The sequence below is a fragment of the Streptomyces harbinensis genome (assembly GCF_900116145.1).
Classification (GTDB): Bacteria; Actinomycetota; Actinomycetes; order Streptomycetales; family Streptomycetaceae; genus Streptomyces; species Streptomyces carpaticus.
Genome location: NZ_FPAB01000008.1, coordinates 53,417 through 68,990, shown reverse-complemented (window position 1 = coordinate 68,990; position 15,574 = coordinate 53,417). Strand labels below are relative to the sequence as shown.

Genomic DNA, 15,574 nt, shown 5'->3' with positions numbered 1-15,574 from the left:
CGGGCAGGAACACGTCGGCCGTCAGCCGGGGCCTACCCCGGTAACCGCGGGCCACGGCCGGGCCGGCCAGGAACAGCTCACCCGTGCCGCCCGGCGGCACCTCGCCCAGCGCCGCGTCCAGCACCCGCACCCGCACCCCGCCCAGCGGGCGGCCGATGACCGGCACCGGATGCTCCGTCACCCGCACCGCCGTCACATCCACCGTCGCCTCGGTCGGACCGTAGGTGTTGAGCACCACGGTCCCCGGGCGCACGGACAGCTCGGCCCACAGATCCGGCGGGCACGCCTCGCCGCCCAGCGTCACCAGCCGGGGCGGGTGCGGCGCGTCCAGCAGCCCCGCCTCCACCAGCAACTGCACCTGCGCCGTGGTGGCCCCCACCACCCCGGCCGCCCGCCCGGCGTCCTGCGCCAGCGCCACCAGCCGCCGCGGATCGCGGCCCTCGGCGCCCGGCAGCACCAGCAGCGTGTGACCGTCCAGCAGGGCGAGCACCTGCTCCAGGAAGAAGTCCGAGAGGAACGCCGAGGTCCCCAGCGCCACCCGCAGCCGCTCCCCGTCCGGCGCCACCGCCCGCAGCCGGGGCAGCAGCAACGCGGTCGCGTAGTGGGCCAGCGACCCGTGCTCCACGGCCACCCCCTTGGGCGCACCCGATGTCCCGGAGGTGTACATCACATAGGCCAGATCCCGCCCGGTGACTGGCACGTCCTCCCGCAGGCCGGCAGTCGTCCCGCCGTCCCCCTCCGGCCCGTCCCACCGCAGCACCGGAAAGCCCTCGGGAACCGGCCCGGCGACGCCGGTACCGGCGCCCTCCGCCACCAGCACCACCGGCCCCGCGTCCCGCGCCATCACCCGCAGCCGGCCCGCCGGCAGCTCCGGGTCCAGCGGCACGAACGCCGCCCCCGCCCGCCACACCGCCCACACGGCCGTCACCGCGCCCCGCCCGGCGGGCAGGCAGATCCCCACCAGATCACCCCGGCCGACCCCCGCCCGCCGCAGCCGCCGCGCCAGCCGCGCGCTGTCCGCCTCCAGCTCGGCGTACGTCACCCGCCGCGCGCCGTCCTCCAGCGCGACCGCCTCCGGATCGCGCAGCGCCCGGTCCCGCAGCAGCGCGGGCACCGGCACCGGCGCGTCCGCCCGCCCCGCCTCCGCACCGCTCCAGGCGGCCAGCAACTCGCGCTCCGCCGCCCCCAGCAGCACCGCCACCCCGTGCGGCGCGTCCGGCTCGGCGGCCATCGCCCGCAGCGCCCGCAGATGGTAGTCCCGTACCACCGTCACCTGATCGGCGGTCAGCCGCCGCGCGTCGTACTCCAGCTCCAGCCGCAGCCCGTCCGACCCCGTGTCCCGGCTGACCGTCACCCCGAGCACGAAGTCGGTGCGCCCCGTCCCCGCGACGTCCTGCTCCGCCGCCTCGCTGTCCGCGACCTCCTCGGCCAGCGCCCCGAACTGGTGGAAGTGGTTGTACGTGAACGTCGCGTCGAACAAGGACCCCGAGCCCAGCTCGCGCCGCAGCGCCGCCATCGGATACCGCCGGTGCGGCAGCAGTTCGCGTTCGGCCGCGAACACTGCCCGCACCAGATCCGCCCAGCTGCCCGAGGGCAGCCGCAGCCGGAACGGCACGGTGTTCAGGAACAGCCCCCGCGCCTCCTCGCCGTCCGGCTCCTCCAGCCGGCCGTTGGCCGTCAGCCCCACCAGCACGTCCGGGTTCCCGGTGGCCAGCCCCACCGCCCGCAGATGCGCCGCCAGCACCACCGACTTGAACGGCACACCGCAGCGCCGCGCCACCGCGTCCAGCCCCGCCGACACCGCGGCCGGCAGCGGGGTGCTCAGCACCCCGTGCCCGGCCGCCGCGTCGCGCTCGTGGCTCTCGCCCACCACGTGCTCCCCGAGCGGCACCGGCGACAGCCCGGCCGTCCGGCGCGGCAGCCGCGCCCCGGGCCGGTCGGCCAGCAGCCGGTGCCAGAACTCCCGGTGCACGGGAGAGGCGAGCGCCGCACGCTCGGCGGCCACGAAGTCCCGGTAGCGGGAGCGCGGCGGTACCGGACGGGGTGCCCGGCCCGCGCGCAGCTCCCGGTAGTGGGCGTGGATCTCGGTGAGGGTGGAGGCCAGACTCCAGCCGTCCAGGACGGCGTGGTGCTCGGTGATGGTCCACTGGAACGCGGCGTCACCCAGGACGTGCACGGCCATCCGCCACAGCGGCGCCGACTCCAGTACGAACGGTCGCTGCCGCTCGCCCTCGATGTACGCCACCAGGGCGGCCCGCCGGCCGGCCTCGTCCAGCTCCCGCAGATCGGTCACCGTGAGCGGGACCTCGACGGCGTGGTGCACCAACTGCACCGGTTCGCTGTACCCGGTGAGGTCGAACGAGGTCCGCAGCGCGGGATGCCGGGCCACCGCCAGCCCGACGGCCTGCCGGAAGGCCGCCTCGTCGAACTCCCCGGGCAGCCGCAGCGTCTCGACGTTCAGATACGGCAGCCGGTCCGGGTCCGACTCCATCTCGTAGACCATGCCGACCTGGAGTTCGGCCATGGGGTAGGCGTCGGCCAGTCCGTCCGGCAGCCTGTCCCGGTCCTCGGGCGACAGCAGCGTGAACGCACCGTCGTCCGCCTGCTCCTGTACGTCGGTGGGCGCGGCCACCTCCGTCACTTCCGCCAGCCGCGCGACGGTCGGGCGCTCCAGCAGATCCGGCATCCCGAACCGCAGCCCGGCCTCCCGGGCCCGGCCGAGCAGCCTGATGGCGCGGATGGAGTCGCCGCCGAGATCGAAGAAGGAGTCGTGCCGGCCGATCCGTTCGGTGCCCAGCACACCCCGCCACACGGCGGCCAGCGCCGCCTCCCGCCCCGGCAGCGGCTCCTCGTACCCGACGGCCAGCTCCGGCCGCTCCCGGTCGGGTGCCGGGAGGCTCCGGGTGTCGATCTTGCCCTGGGAGGTGAGCGGGAGACGGGGGAGGTGGACGAAGTGGTGCGGGATGGCGAACTCGGGCAGCACGGCGGCGAGCCAGGCGCGGAGTTCGCTGGCGTTCGGCGGCTGCTGGGAGGTGGTGGTGAGGTAGGCCGTGAGGGCGTCGGGGTGGGTGTGGGTGACGTACGCCTGGGCGATGTCCGGGTGCTGGTGGAGCGCCGCTTCGATCTCGGCGGGTTCGAGGCGGTGGCCGCGGACTTTGATCTGCTGGTCGGCGCGGCCCCGGTGGTGCAGGGTGCCGTCAGGGTTCCAGTATCCGAGGTCTCCGGTGCGGTAGAGGCGGGCGCCGGCGGGTCCGTACGGATCGGGGACGAAGCGGTCGGCGGTGAGCGCGGGTTGTCCGGTGTACCCCCGGGCGACCCCGGCACCTCCCACGTACAGTTCACCGGTGACGCCGATCGGTGCGGGCAGCCCGTTCGGGCCCAGCACGTACAGCCGCAGATCCGGCAGCCCCCGGCCCACCGGTGGCGTCGCACCGGCCAGATCCTCCGCCGTCAGCCGGTGGTGGGTGACGTGGACGGTGGTCTCGGTGATGCCGTACATGTTGATGAGGGCGGGGGAGTGGTAGCCGTGCCGGTCCGCCCAGGCGCGGACGGACGGCTGGTGCAGCGGCTCACCCCCGAACACCACCGCCCGCAGCGGGGACGGGTTCCCGCCGCCCGCCGCGTCCACCTCCTCGAACGCCCGGAACGCCGTCGGCGTCAGACTCAGCACCGTCACCCCCGCCGCACGCACCAGGGCGTGGAAGGCGTGGGTGTCGCGGGCGGTGGCGTGCGGGACGACGACGAGGCGGGCACCGGTGGTGAGGGGGCCCCAGATCTCCCAGACGGAGAAGTCGAAGGCGAGGCTGTGGAACTGGCTCCACACGTCGTCGCGGCGTGGCGTGATGACGGTCTCGGCGGCGGTGAACAGCCGGGTGACGTTGCGGTGGGTGACGGTGGTGCCCTTCGGTTTTCCGGTCGATCCGGAGGTGAAGATCACATAGCAGGCGTTCTCCGGATCGGTCGTCACCTCGGGCCCTGTGTCGGCCCTCTCCCGGCAATCGGCCAGGTCGAGGGTGGTCCAGGGGCCGGCGGGCGGGGTGGCGCCGTGGGTGAGAACGAGCGGTGCGCCAGTCTCGGTGAGCATGTGCCGCAGGCGCTCACCGGGGAAGGTGGTGTCGAGCGGCACATAGATACCGCCCGCCTTGAGCACCCCGAGGGCACCGATGACGGCTTCGGCGGACCGGTCGATGAGCAGCCCGACCGGTACCTCCGGGCCGATGCCCCGGTCCCGCAGCTCGTGCGCCAGGGCGTTCGCCCGCCCGTCGAGTTCCCGGTACGTGAGGTGATCGTCCCCGGACACCACGGCGATCGCGTCGGGTGTCTCGGCGGCCCGCTCCGCGACCCGCTCGTGCAGCAGCCCGGACGCGCACGTCTGCCCGTCGCCCGACCACGAGCCCACCAGCTCCCGCTCACCGGCCGGCAGCAGGGACACCGCACCGTACGGCGCTTCGGGGTCCGCCGCCATCGCCTCCAGCGCCCGCAGATGCGCGTCCCGCAGCCACCCGGTCTGCTCCGCCGACAGCTCGGTGGCGTCGTACTCCAGAACCAGCCGCAGCCCCGCCGCCCCCGGTTCCCGGCTCAGCGACACCAGCAGCGGGAACGTCGTCCAGCCCGCCCCGGCCACCGGCTGCTCCGCCGCCCCGGCGGCCGGCGGCGCACCGTCGAGCTGGTGGAAGTGATAGTGCACGAAGCCCGCCGCGAACAGCGGCCCACCGCCCAGCTTCCGGCGCATCGCCGCCATCGGGTACCGGCGGTGCGGGAGCATCGCCCGCTCCGCCGCGTGCACGGCCCGCGCCAGGTCCGCCCAGCTGCCGCCGGGCAGCCGCATCCGGAACGGAAGCGTGTTGAGGAACAGCCCGCGCGCCTCGGTGGCGTCGGCCTCCTCCAGCCGACCGTTCGAGGACAGCCCGGTCACCACATCCGTCGTCCCGCCGGCCACCCCGAGCACCCGTAGGTGGGCCGCCAGCAGCACCGACTTGAACGGCACCCCGGCTCCCCGGGCGAACGCCTCCAGCGCCGCCGTCAGCTCCGGCGCCACCGGTGTCTCCAGCGCGCCCCGGCCCGCCGCCGCATCGCTGCGGTGCCGCTCGCCCGGCACCTGCCGCACCGCCGCTGCCGGAAGGCCGGCCGCAGCCACCCGGGGCAGCTCCGGGTCGGGCCGGTCGGCCAGCAGGTCCTGCCAGAACACTTCACTGTCCGGGGAGGCGAGCGCCGCGCGTTCGGCGGCGACGAAGTCCCGGAAGGTGGAGCGCGGTGGCTCCGGCCGCAGGTCCTGGCCCGCCTGACGGGCCCGGTACCCGGCGCTGATCTCGGCGACGGTGGAGGCGAGGCTCCAGCCGTCGAGGATGGCGTGGTGTTCGGTGATCGTCCACTGGAACGCGTCGTCGGTGAGGAGGTGCACGGCCATCCGCCACAGGGGCGCCCGGTCCAGCGGCAGGGTCTCCCGCTGCTGCTCCCGGATCAGTTCGGCCAGGGCCGCCTCCTGGCCCGCCGCGTCCAGGCCGCGCAGATCGGTGACGGTCAGTGGCGTCTCGGCCTGGACGTGCACCAACTGCACCGGCTCGGAGAAGCGGTTGAGGTCGAAGGAGGTGCGCAGGACGGGGTGCCGGGCGACGACGGCGGCCAGGGCAGCGCGGAAGGCGGCCTCGTCGAACGGTCCGGTGAGCCGCAGCGTCTCCACATTGTGGTACGGGTTGCGGCCGGGGGAGCGTTCCTGCTCGTAGACCATGCCGGTCTGGAGTTCCGCCATGGGATAGGCGTCGGCGAGCCCGCCGGGGAGCAGGGCGCGGTCCTCGGCCGACAGCAGGCTGAACGGTTCGGCGGGCAGGGCGGCCGTGTTCTCCTGCGGCTCCCGGGCGGCAGCGGCGGCGAGAGCGGCCGGGGTGGGGTGATCGAGCAGGTCCTGGAGGGCGAACGCCACCCCGCCGTCCCGGGCGTGCCCCAGCACCTGGATGCTGCGGATGGAGTCGCCGCCGAGGTCGAAGAAGTTGTCGTGGCGGCCGATGCGGTCGATGCCGAGGACGTCTTGCCAGATGGCGGCGAGCTGCGTCTCGACCGGGCCCTGCGGCGGGTCGAACGCCTGGCCCAGCACGGGACGTTCGGCTGTCGGCTCCGGCAGGGCGGCCCGGTCGACCTTCGCGTTCGGGGTGAGCGGCAGCGCGTCCAGCGTCACGAAGCGCTGCGGCACCATGTAGCCGGGCAGCCGCGCGGACAGCCAGGCCCGCAGCAGGTCGGCCGGCACCGCCGCGCCCGGCCGGGGCACCACGTACGCCACCAGATCCGTGACGACGCCCTGCGTCCCCTCCGCGCTCCGCGCCGTCACCACACAAGCCCGCACATCCGGCTGCTCGCGCAGGACGGCCTCGATCTCGCCGAGTTCGATGCGGTAGCCGCGGATTTTGATCATGTGGTCGACGCGGCCGAGGAATTCGACGGTGCCGTTGGGGGCCCAGCGTCCTCGGTCGCCGGTGCGGTAGAGGCGGCGGCCGGGGTGGTGGGGGTGGGGGAGGAATCGTTCGGCGGTGAGGGTGGGGTTGTTGAGGTAGCCGCGGGCGAGGCACGGGCCGGATACGTAGAGTTCGCCGGGGGTGCCGATGGGGGTGGGCAGTCCCGCCTCGTCCAGAACGTGGACTTCGGTGTTGGCCAGCGGGGAGCCGAGGGGGAGTGGCCCGTCGGGGAGTGTGTCGCGGGTGTAGGTGCCGCAGACGGAGAAGGTGGTGGTTTCGGTGGGGCCCCAGCAGTTGACGAGTTCGAGATCCGGGCAGCGGTCGAGGATGCGGCGGGCGTGCTGGGGTGAGACGGTTTCGCTGCCGGTGAGGAAGCGGCGCAGCCGGTCGAAGGTGGCGGGTTCGTGGTCCACCAGCAGCGTGAACAGAGAAGCGGTGGCGTGCAGGACGGTGACGTCGTACTCCTGGACCCATCGCGCGATGTCGGACGGCCCGTAGGAGATCGGCGGAGCCATCACCAGCCGCGCCCCACCCACCAACGGCGCCCACACCTCGAAGGTGGCCACATCGAAGGAGGCCGGGGCGATCTGGAGCAGAACATCGGCTGGACGCAGCACCATGCTCGGGCCGCCGTGCAGAAGCTCGGTGACATTGCGGTGCCGGGTCACCACCCCCTTGGGCTTCCCCGTCGACCCCGAGGTGAAGACGATGTAGCAGCCGTGATCCGGCCCCACCCCGCTCACCGGAGCGGCATCCCGGAGGGGATCGCCCGGCTCGTCCGCCGGCGCCGTCAGCGGCAGCACCTCCCAGGGACCGGCAGGGACCCGCTCACGCATGGTGTCCGTCGCCAGTACCACCCCCGCACCGCACTCCCGCAACATCCCGTCCAGCCGGGCGGTGGGGAAGTCGGGGTCGAGGGGGACGTAGGTGCCGCCGGCCTTGAGGATGCCGAGCAGGCCAATGATCATCTCGGTGGAGCGTTCGGCGCACAGAGCCACGCAGACATCGGGCCGCACCCCGAGGTCGCGGAGGCGGTGGGCGAGCCGATTGGCCCGGACATCCAGTTCGGCGTAGGTGAGCTGTTGCTTGCCCGCGACCACGGCCACGGCGTCCGGAGTATCGGCGGCCCGGGCGGCGACCATCTCGTGCACCAGCACCTCGGGCACCTCGACCCGCGGCCCCTGCCACGAGCCGATCACCGCCGGCTCCGCGTCCCCGACCAGCCGCGCCTCCCGGTGCGGCGCTTCCGGATCCGCCACCATCGTGGTCAGCACCCGCGCGTAGGCATCACGCAACGCGCGCACCCGCTCCCGCGTCAGCCGCCGCGCGTCGTACTCGAACTCCAGCCGCAGTCCTTCCGTCTCAAGACCCCGGCTGACCGCGACCACCAGCGGGAAGTGCGTCCGGGCCATCCCGCCCCGGACATCCGCCTCCGCCGCCGTCAGCGACATCTCCGGCCCCGCGGTGGCCGCCGCCAGCTGATGGAAGTGGTTGTAGACAAAACTGACCTCGAACAGCGGGTCGCCTCCCAGCTCCCGCTGGAGCGTCGCCATCGGGTAGCGCCGATGGGGCTGCGCGTCCTGCTCCCGGACGAAGACGGCCCGCGCCAGGTCCGCCCAGCTGCCGCCGGGCAGCCGCATCCGGAACGGCAGCGTGTTGAGGAACAGCCCGCGGGCCTCTGTGGCGTCGGCCTCCTCCAGCCGTCCGTGTGCGGTCAGCCCGGAGATCACATCCGTGCTGCCGGTGAGCAGGCTCAGCACCCGCAGATGCGCGGCCAGCACCACCGACTTGACCGGGATCCCGGACCGGCGCGCCAACCTGTCGAGCCGGCCCAGCAGGTCCGCCGGAAGGACGGTGCTGAGCGCCCCGTACCCCTGCGCCTCGTCGTGCTGATGGGTCTCGGCCTCGCCGCCTGCCGTTCCGGGAAGCCCGGCCGTGGGCAGCCGGGTGTCGGGCCGGTCGGCGAGCAAGTGGTGCCAGTACGCGCGTGACTCCGGGGAGGTGAGCGCCGCGCGTTCGGCGGCGACGAAGTCCCGGAAGGTGGAGCGCGGGGGTTCGGCAGGCCGGTGCCGTCCGGTCAGCAGAGCCCGGTAGGCGGTGGTGATCTCCGTGAGGGTGGAGGCGAGGCTCCAGCCGTCGAGGATGGCGTGGTGTTCGGTGATCGTCCACTGGAAGGCGTCACCGGGCAGCAAGTGCACCGCCATCCGCCACAGCGGCGCCTCGGAGATGTCGAGCGGACGGCTCCGCTCCCGGTCCACGTGTGCGGCGAGCGCGGCCTGCCGGCCCGCGTCGTCCAGGCCGCGCAGATCGGTGACGGTCAGCGGCGTCTCGGCCTGGGCGTGCACCCGTTGGACGGGTACGGAGCAGCCGCTCAGGTCGAAGGAGGTGCGCAGGACGGGGTGCCGGGCGACGACGGCAGCCAGGGCAGCGCGGAAGGCGGCCTCGTCGAACGGCCCGGACAGCCGGACGGAGTGCACGTTGTGGTACGGCGCCCGCTCCCGGTCGCGTTCCTGCTCGTAGACCATGCCGATCTGCAACTGGGCCATCGGGTACGCGTCGACGAGCCCGTCCGGCAGCGTGGCCCGGTCCTCGGGCGGGAGCAGGTCGAACGGCGCATGCCGTGGCGCGGTCGCCGCGCCGGTGTCGTGCACCTCGCGGGTCACGGCCCCGGCCAGCTCCGCGAGAGTGGGACGGCGGGCGACCTCCTGGAGGGCGAAGCTCAGACCGGCGGTCCGCGCCTGGCCGAGGATCTGGATGCTGCGGATGGAGTCGCCGCCGAGGTCGAAGAAGTTGTCGTGGCGGCCGATGCGGTCGATGCCGAGGACGTGTTGCCAGATGGCGGCGAGCTGTGTCTCGACCGGGCCCTGCGGCGGGTCGAACTCCTGCACGAGATCCGGCCGCTCGCCGTCCGGGGCAGGCAGTGCGCGCCGGTCCACCTTGGCGCGGGGGGTCAGCGGCAGCGCGTCGAGGAACACAAACTGCCGGGGCACCATGTAACCGGGCAGCCGTTCCCCGAGCCAGGCCCGCAGCTCGCCCCGGGTGGGCGCCGGGTCGTGCGGCACCAGGTAACCCACCAGATCGGCCGGCCCCGTACCGTCCTGCCGGGCCACCACGACGCACTCCCGCACCTGGGGGTGCGCGCGCAGCGCCGTCTCCACTTCGCCGAGTTCGATGCGGTAGCCGCGGATTTTGATCATGTGGTCGACGCGGCCGAGGAATTCGACGGTGCCGTTGGGGGCCCAGCGTCCTCGGTCGCCGGTGCGGTAGAGGCGGCGGCCGGGGTGGTGGGGGTGGGGGAGGAATCGTTCGGCGGTGAGGGTGGGGTTGTTGAGGTAGCCGCGGGCGAGGCACGGGCCGGATACGTAGAGTTCGCCGGGGGTGCCGATGGGGGTGGGCAGTCCCGCCTCGTCCAGAACGTGGACTTCGGTGTTGGCCAGCGGGGAGCCGAGGGGGAGTGGCCCGTCGGGGAGTGTGTCGCGGGTGTAGGTGCCGCAGACGGAGAAGGTGGTGGTTTCGGTGGGGCCCCAGCAGTTGACGAGTTCGAGATCCGGGCAGCGGTCGAGGATGCGGCGGGCGTGCTGGGGTGAGACGGTTTCGCTGCCGGTGAGGAAGCGGCGCAGCCGGTCGAAGGTGGCGGGTTCGTGGTCCACCAGCAGCGTGAACAGAGAAGCGGTGGCATGCAGGACGGTGACGTCGTACTCCTGGACCCATCGCGCGATGTCGGACGGCCCGTAAGAGATCGGCGAAGCCATCACCAGCCGCGCACCACCCACCAACGGCGCCCACACCTCGAACGTCGAGTTGTCGAACGGCAGCGGCGCCAGCTGCACCAGCGTGTCCGCCCCGTTCAGGGTCAGGAACGGTGCCCCGTGCAGGAGTTCGGTGACATTGCGGTGCCGGGTCACCACCCCCTTGGGCTTCCCCGTCGACCCCGAGGTGAAGATGACGTAGCAGCCGTGATCCGGCCCCACCCCGCTCACCGGAGCGGCATCCCGCTCCGGTCCGGCCGGCTGCGGCCGTTCCAGCTCCACGGTCCGCCACGGCCCGTCCGGCACCCGGCCCGCCACCCGCTCGGTCGTCAGCACCAGCGGCGCGGCCACCTGCTGGAGCATGTACTCCAGCCGTCCGGTGGGGAAGTCGGGGTCGAGGGGGACGTAGGTACCGCCGGCCTTGAGGATGCCGAGCAGGCCAATGATCATCTCGGTGGAGCGTTCGACGCACAGAGCCACGCAGACATCGGGCCCCACTCCGAGGTCACGGAGCCGGTGGGCGAGCCGGTTGGCCCGGACGTCCAGTTCGGCGTAGGTGAGCTGCTGCTTGCCCGCGACCAGGGCCACCGCGTCCGGAGTATCGGCGGCCCGCGCGGCGACCATCTCGTGCACCAGCACCTCGGGCACTTCCACCCGCGGCCCCTGCCACGAGCCGATCACCGCCAGTTCGGCGTCCCCGACCAGCCGCGCTTGCCCGTGCGGCGCCTCCGGATCCGCCACCATGGCCCGCATCACCCGCACATACACATCGCGCAGCAACAGCACCTGTTCCTGCGTCAGCACATCCGGGTGGTAGTCGAGCCCCAGCAGCAGCCGCGACGAGTACGGGTTGCGGATCACGCCCACATTCAGCGGGAAGTTCGTGGGCTCGGCGCGCTCCGTGCTGAAGCTGTCGATCTTGCCGTCCTCGATCCGGATCCGGTCCGCACCGAAGGCCTTGCCCAGCACATGGAAGTGGTTGTAGACGAAGTTCACCTCGAACAGCGGGCCCCCGCCGAGCCCGCGCTGCAACGCCCCCAGCGGGTACCGCCGGTGCGGCAGCAGATCGCGTTCGGTGGCGAAGACCGCCCGGACCAGATCCGCCCAGCTGCCCGAGGGCAGCCGCAGCCGGAACGGCACGGTGTTCAGGTACAGCCCCCGCGCCTCCGTCCCGTCCGTCTCCTCCAGCCGCCCGTTGGCCGTCAGCCCGACCAGCAGATCGGTACTGCCGGTCAGCACACTGATCGCTCGCAGATGCGCCGCCAGCGCCACCGCCTTGAACGGCACCCCGCACCGGCGCGCCACCTCCTGGAGACCGTCGCACACCTCCTGCGGCAACAGCGTCTCCACCGAGCCGTATCCCTCGGCCTCGTTGTGCACCCGCCACTCGTCCGGCATCGTCTCCCCGGCCGGCACGGACGGCGCCCCCGCCGGGCGGCGCGGCAGCCGGCAGTCGGGACGGTCCCCGACCCGCTCGCGCCAGAACTCCTCGCTCTCCCGTGAGGCCATCGCCGCCTTCTCGGCCGCGATGAAGTCCCGGTACGTGGACGTGGGCGGCTCCGGGCGCGGATCACCTCCCGCCAGCAGCTCCTGGTAGAGCGAGGTGATCTCCGAGAGCGTCGAGTGCAGACTCCACCCGTCGAAGATGGCGTGGTGCTCGGTGATGGTCCACTGGAACGCCTCGTCCGCCAGCCGGTGCAGACCGAACCGGAGCAGCAGCGGCTGTGTGTGGTCGAAGCGATGCGCCCGCTCGGCCCGCACATACCCGCCGATGACCTCCTCCTGGGCCGCTTCGTCCAGCTCCCGCACATCGACGACGGTGAACGGCATCTCGGCGTGCGGGTGCACCAGTTGCAGGGGCTCGCTGTAGCCGCTCAGATCGAAGGAGGTCCGCAGGATGGGGTGCCGGGCGACCACCCGGGCCACCGCGTCCCGGAAGACCGCCTCGTCGAACGGGCCGATGATCCGCAGGCTGTCGACGTTGTGGTACGGCCGCCGGTCGGGGTCGAACTCCATCTCGTAGACCATGCCGACCTGGAGTTCGGCCATGGGGTACGCGTCGACCAGGCCGTCCGGCAGCTTGTCCCGGTCCTCGGGGGAGAGCAGGGAGAACGGTTCGGGCCCGGCCGGCGGCTCCCCGTCCGCGTCCCCGCTCTCCCCGGTGACGGAGCTGACCGCCGCCAGACCCGCCGGTGTCGGATGGCGGAACAGGTCCTGGAGCGCGAACGACACCCCGCCGGACCGCGCCCGCCCCAGGACCTGGATGGCGCGGATGGAGTCGCCGCCGAGATCGAAGAAGGAGTCGTCACGGCCCACCCGGCGCACCCCGAGCACCTCGCCCCAGACGCCCGCCAGCACTTCCTCCACCGGGCCCTGCGGCGCGGCATAGGCCGGCCCGAGCTGCGGCCGTTCCTGGTCGGGTGCCGGGAGGCTCCGGGTGTCGATCTTGCCCTGGGGGGTGAGCGGGAGGCGGGGGAGGTGGATGAAGTGGTGCGGGATGGCGTACGGGGGGAGCTGGGTGGTGAGCCAGGCGCGGAGTGCGGTGGTGTTCGTTGGCTGCTGGTGGGTGGTGGTGAGGTAGGCGGTGAGGCTGTCGGGGTGGGTGTGGGCGATGTGGGCCTGGGCGATGTCGGGGTGCTGGTGGAGCGCCGCTTCGATTTCGGCGGGTTCGAGGCGGTGGCCGCGGACTTTGATCTGCTGGTCGGCGCGGCCCTGGTGGTGCAGGGTTCCTTGAGGCGTCCAGCGTCCGAGGTCTCCGGTGCGGTAGAGGCGGGCGCCGGGGGGCCCGTACGGATCGGGGATGAAGCGGTCGGCGGTGAGCGCGGGTTGTCCGGTGTACCCCCGGGCGACCCCGGGGCCGCCGACGTACAGCTCGCCCGTCACACCGATCGGCACCGGCAGCCCGTGCAGGTCCAGCACCCGCACCGTCAGGTCAGGCAGCGCCGGGCCGATCGGCGCGGTGCTGTACCCGAGGTCGCCGGGACCGATCCGGTGGTGAGTGACGTGGACGGTGGTCTCGGTGATGCCGTACATGTTGATGAGGGCGGGGGAGTGGTAGCCGTGCCGGTCCGCCCAGGCGCGGACGGACGGCTGGTGCAGCGGCTCACCCCCGAACACCACCGCCCGCAGGGACAGCGCGGTGCCGCGCTCGGCGTCCACCGTCTCCAGCTGGCGGAAGGCGGTGGGGGTCTGACTGAGGACGCTCACCTCTTCCCGCGCCAGGAGGGCGTGGAAGGCGTGGGTGTCGCGGGCGGTGTCGTGCGGGACGATGACGAGGCGGGCGCCGGTGGTGAGGGGTCCCCAGATCTCCCAGACGGAGAAGTCGAAGGCGAGGCTGTGGAACTGGCTCCACACATCGTCGCGGCGTGGCGTGATGACGGTCTCGGCGGCGGTGAACAGCCGGGTGACGTTGCGGTGGGTGACGGTGGTGCCTTTGGGCCGGCCCGTCGATCCGGAGGTGAAGATCACATAGCAGGCGTTCTCCGGATCGGTCGTCACCTCGGGCCCTGCGTCGGCGCTCTCCCGGCATTCGGCCAGGTCGAGGGTGCCCCAGGGGCCGGCGGGCGGGGTGGCGCCGTGGGTGAGAACGAGCCGTGCGCCGGTCTCGGTGAGCATGTGCCGCAGGCGCTCACCGGGGAAGGTGGTGTCGAGCGGCACATAGACACCGCCCGCCTTGAGCACCCCCAGAGCACCGATGACGGCTTCGGCGGACCGGTCGATGAGCAGCCCGACCGGTACCTCCGGGCCGACACCCCGGTCCCGCAGCTCGTGCGCCAGGGCGTTCGCCCGCCCGTCGAGCTGGCGGTAGGTGAGGCGGTCGTCCCCGCACACCACGGCGATCGCGTCGGGTGTCTCGGCGGCCCGCTCCGCGACCCGCTCGTGCAGCAGCCCGGACGTGCACGTCCGCCCGTCGCCCGACCACGAGCCCACCAGCTCCCGCTCCCCGGCCGGCATCAACTCCAGCCGGCTCACCGGAAGGTCCGGCTCCCGCACCGCATGCTCCAGCAGGGTCTGCCAGTGCCCGACCAGCACCGCCACGTCCGCCGCGTCGAACAGGTCGGTGGCGTACTCCACTTCCAGCCGCAGCCCACCGGCACCCCGGTAGACCGACCAGGTCAGATCGAACTTCGCCGTGTCCGTGGGCACCATGGTCCGCCGCACCTCGACACCGCCCGGCAGGGGGACCTCCGGTTCCTCCTCGTGCAGGGCGAACACCACCTGCACCACCGGCGTGTGGCTGAGCGACCGTTCGGGCCGCAGCCGCTGCACCGCCACGTCGAACGGGACCCGGCTGCGCCCCAGAGCGTCCAGCACCCCGGACCGCGCCCGGCCGACCAGGGACCGGAAGGACGGGTCGTCCGACAGGTCGGTGCGGATCACCAGGGAGTCGGCGAAGAAACCGATCAGTTCGTTGAGCTGCGGCAGGCCCCGCCCGGCCACCGGCGAGCCCAGCACGATGTCCCCGCCGCCCGAGTGCCGGGCCACCAGCGTCTGGAAGGAGGCCAGCAGCACCATGTACAGCGTGGCGTTGTGCTCTGCGGCGAACGTCTCCAGCGCGGCCGGCGGCACCCCGGCCCCGGTCAGCGGGAAGGACTCCGTGCGGCCCCGGTGGCTCAGCTCCGCCGGGCGCGGCTTGCCCGTGCCGAGATCCAGCACCTCCGGCGCCCCGTCCAGCGCCTTCTCCCACGCCCCCAGCGCCGCCTCGGCCCGGGGGCCGGCGACGGCCTCCCGCTGCCACAGCGCGTAGTCCGCGAACTGCACCCGCGCCGCCCCCTGGACCCCGGCGTCCTCCGCCGCCCCGTCCCGTTCCCAGGCGGCCAGCAACTGCCGCTGGAAGACCTCCACCGACCAGCCGTCGCAGGCGATGTGGTGGAAGGTCAGGTGCAGCCACAGTTCGTCGTCCGCCAGCCGCAGCAGCACGAACCGCAGCATCGGTCCGGCCGCCAGATCGAACGGGGCCACCGCCTCCGCCTTCACCAGCGCCTCGGCCCGCGCCCGCAGCCGCCCCGCGTCCCCGCCGTCCCCGCCGTCCCCGCCCGGGGAGAGGTCCACCCGCCGCCCCGGGACCCTCCGGTCGGCCAGTACCCGCTGGCGCGGCTCGCCGGCCGCGTCCTCCTCGATCACCGTGAACAGCACGTCCTGACCTGCCGCCACCGTGTGCAGCGCGGTGAGCAGCCGGTCCTCGGCGTCCGCCGGCAGCGGCCCGGTGAAGCGCAGGGTGACGGGGACGTTGTACACCGGGCGCCCGCTCAGCCAGCGATCCAGGAACCACAGCCGCTGTTGTCCGAAGGACAGCGGCCCGCGGTCCGCCGGGCGCGGCCGGAGAGTTCTGCTGGAGTGAGCCGGTGCATTCTCCGGGCGACGGATGCCGTTGTCCAT

Annotated in this window: 1 protein-coding gene (only partly in view); it reads right to left on the bottom strand. The window is 73.3% G+C overall.

Annotated features, from left to right (window positions below; translation table 11 throughout):
- Nucleotides 1-15,574: the 5' portion of a non-ribosomal peptide synthetase gene (locus BM385_RS21025; RefSeq protein WP_175543066.1), read on the bottom strand. The gene continues 4,691 nt to the left of window position 1, outside the view; only the first 15,574 of its 20,265 coding nucleotides appear in the window; its start codon is at nt 15,572-15,574; its stop codon lies off the left edge, out of view.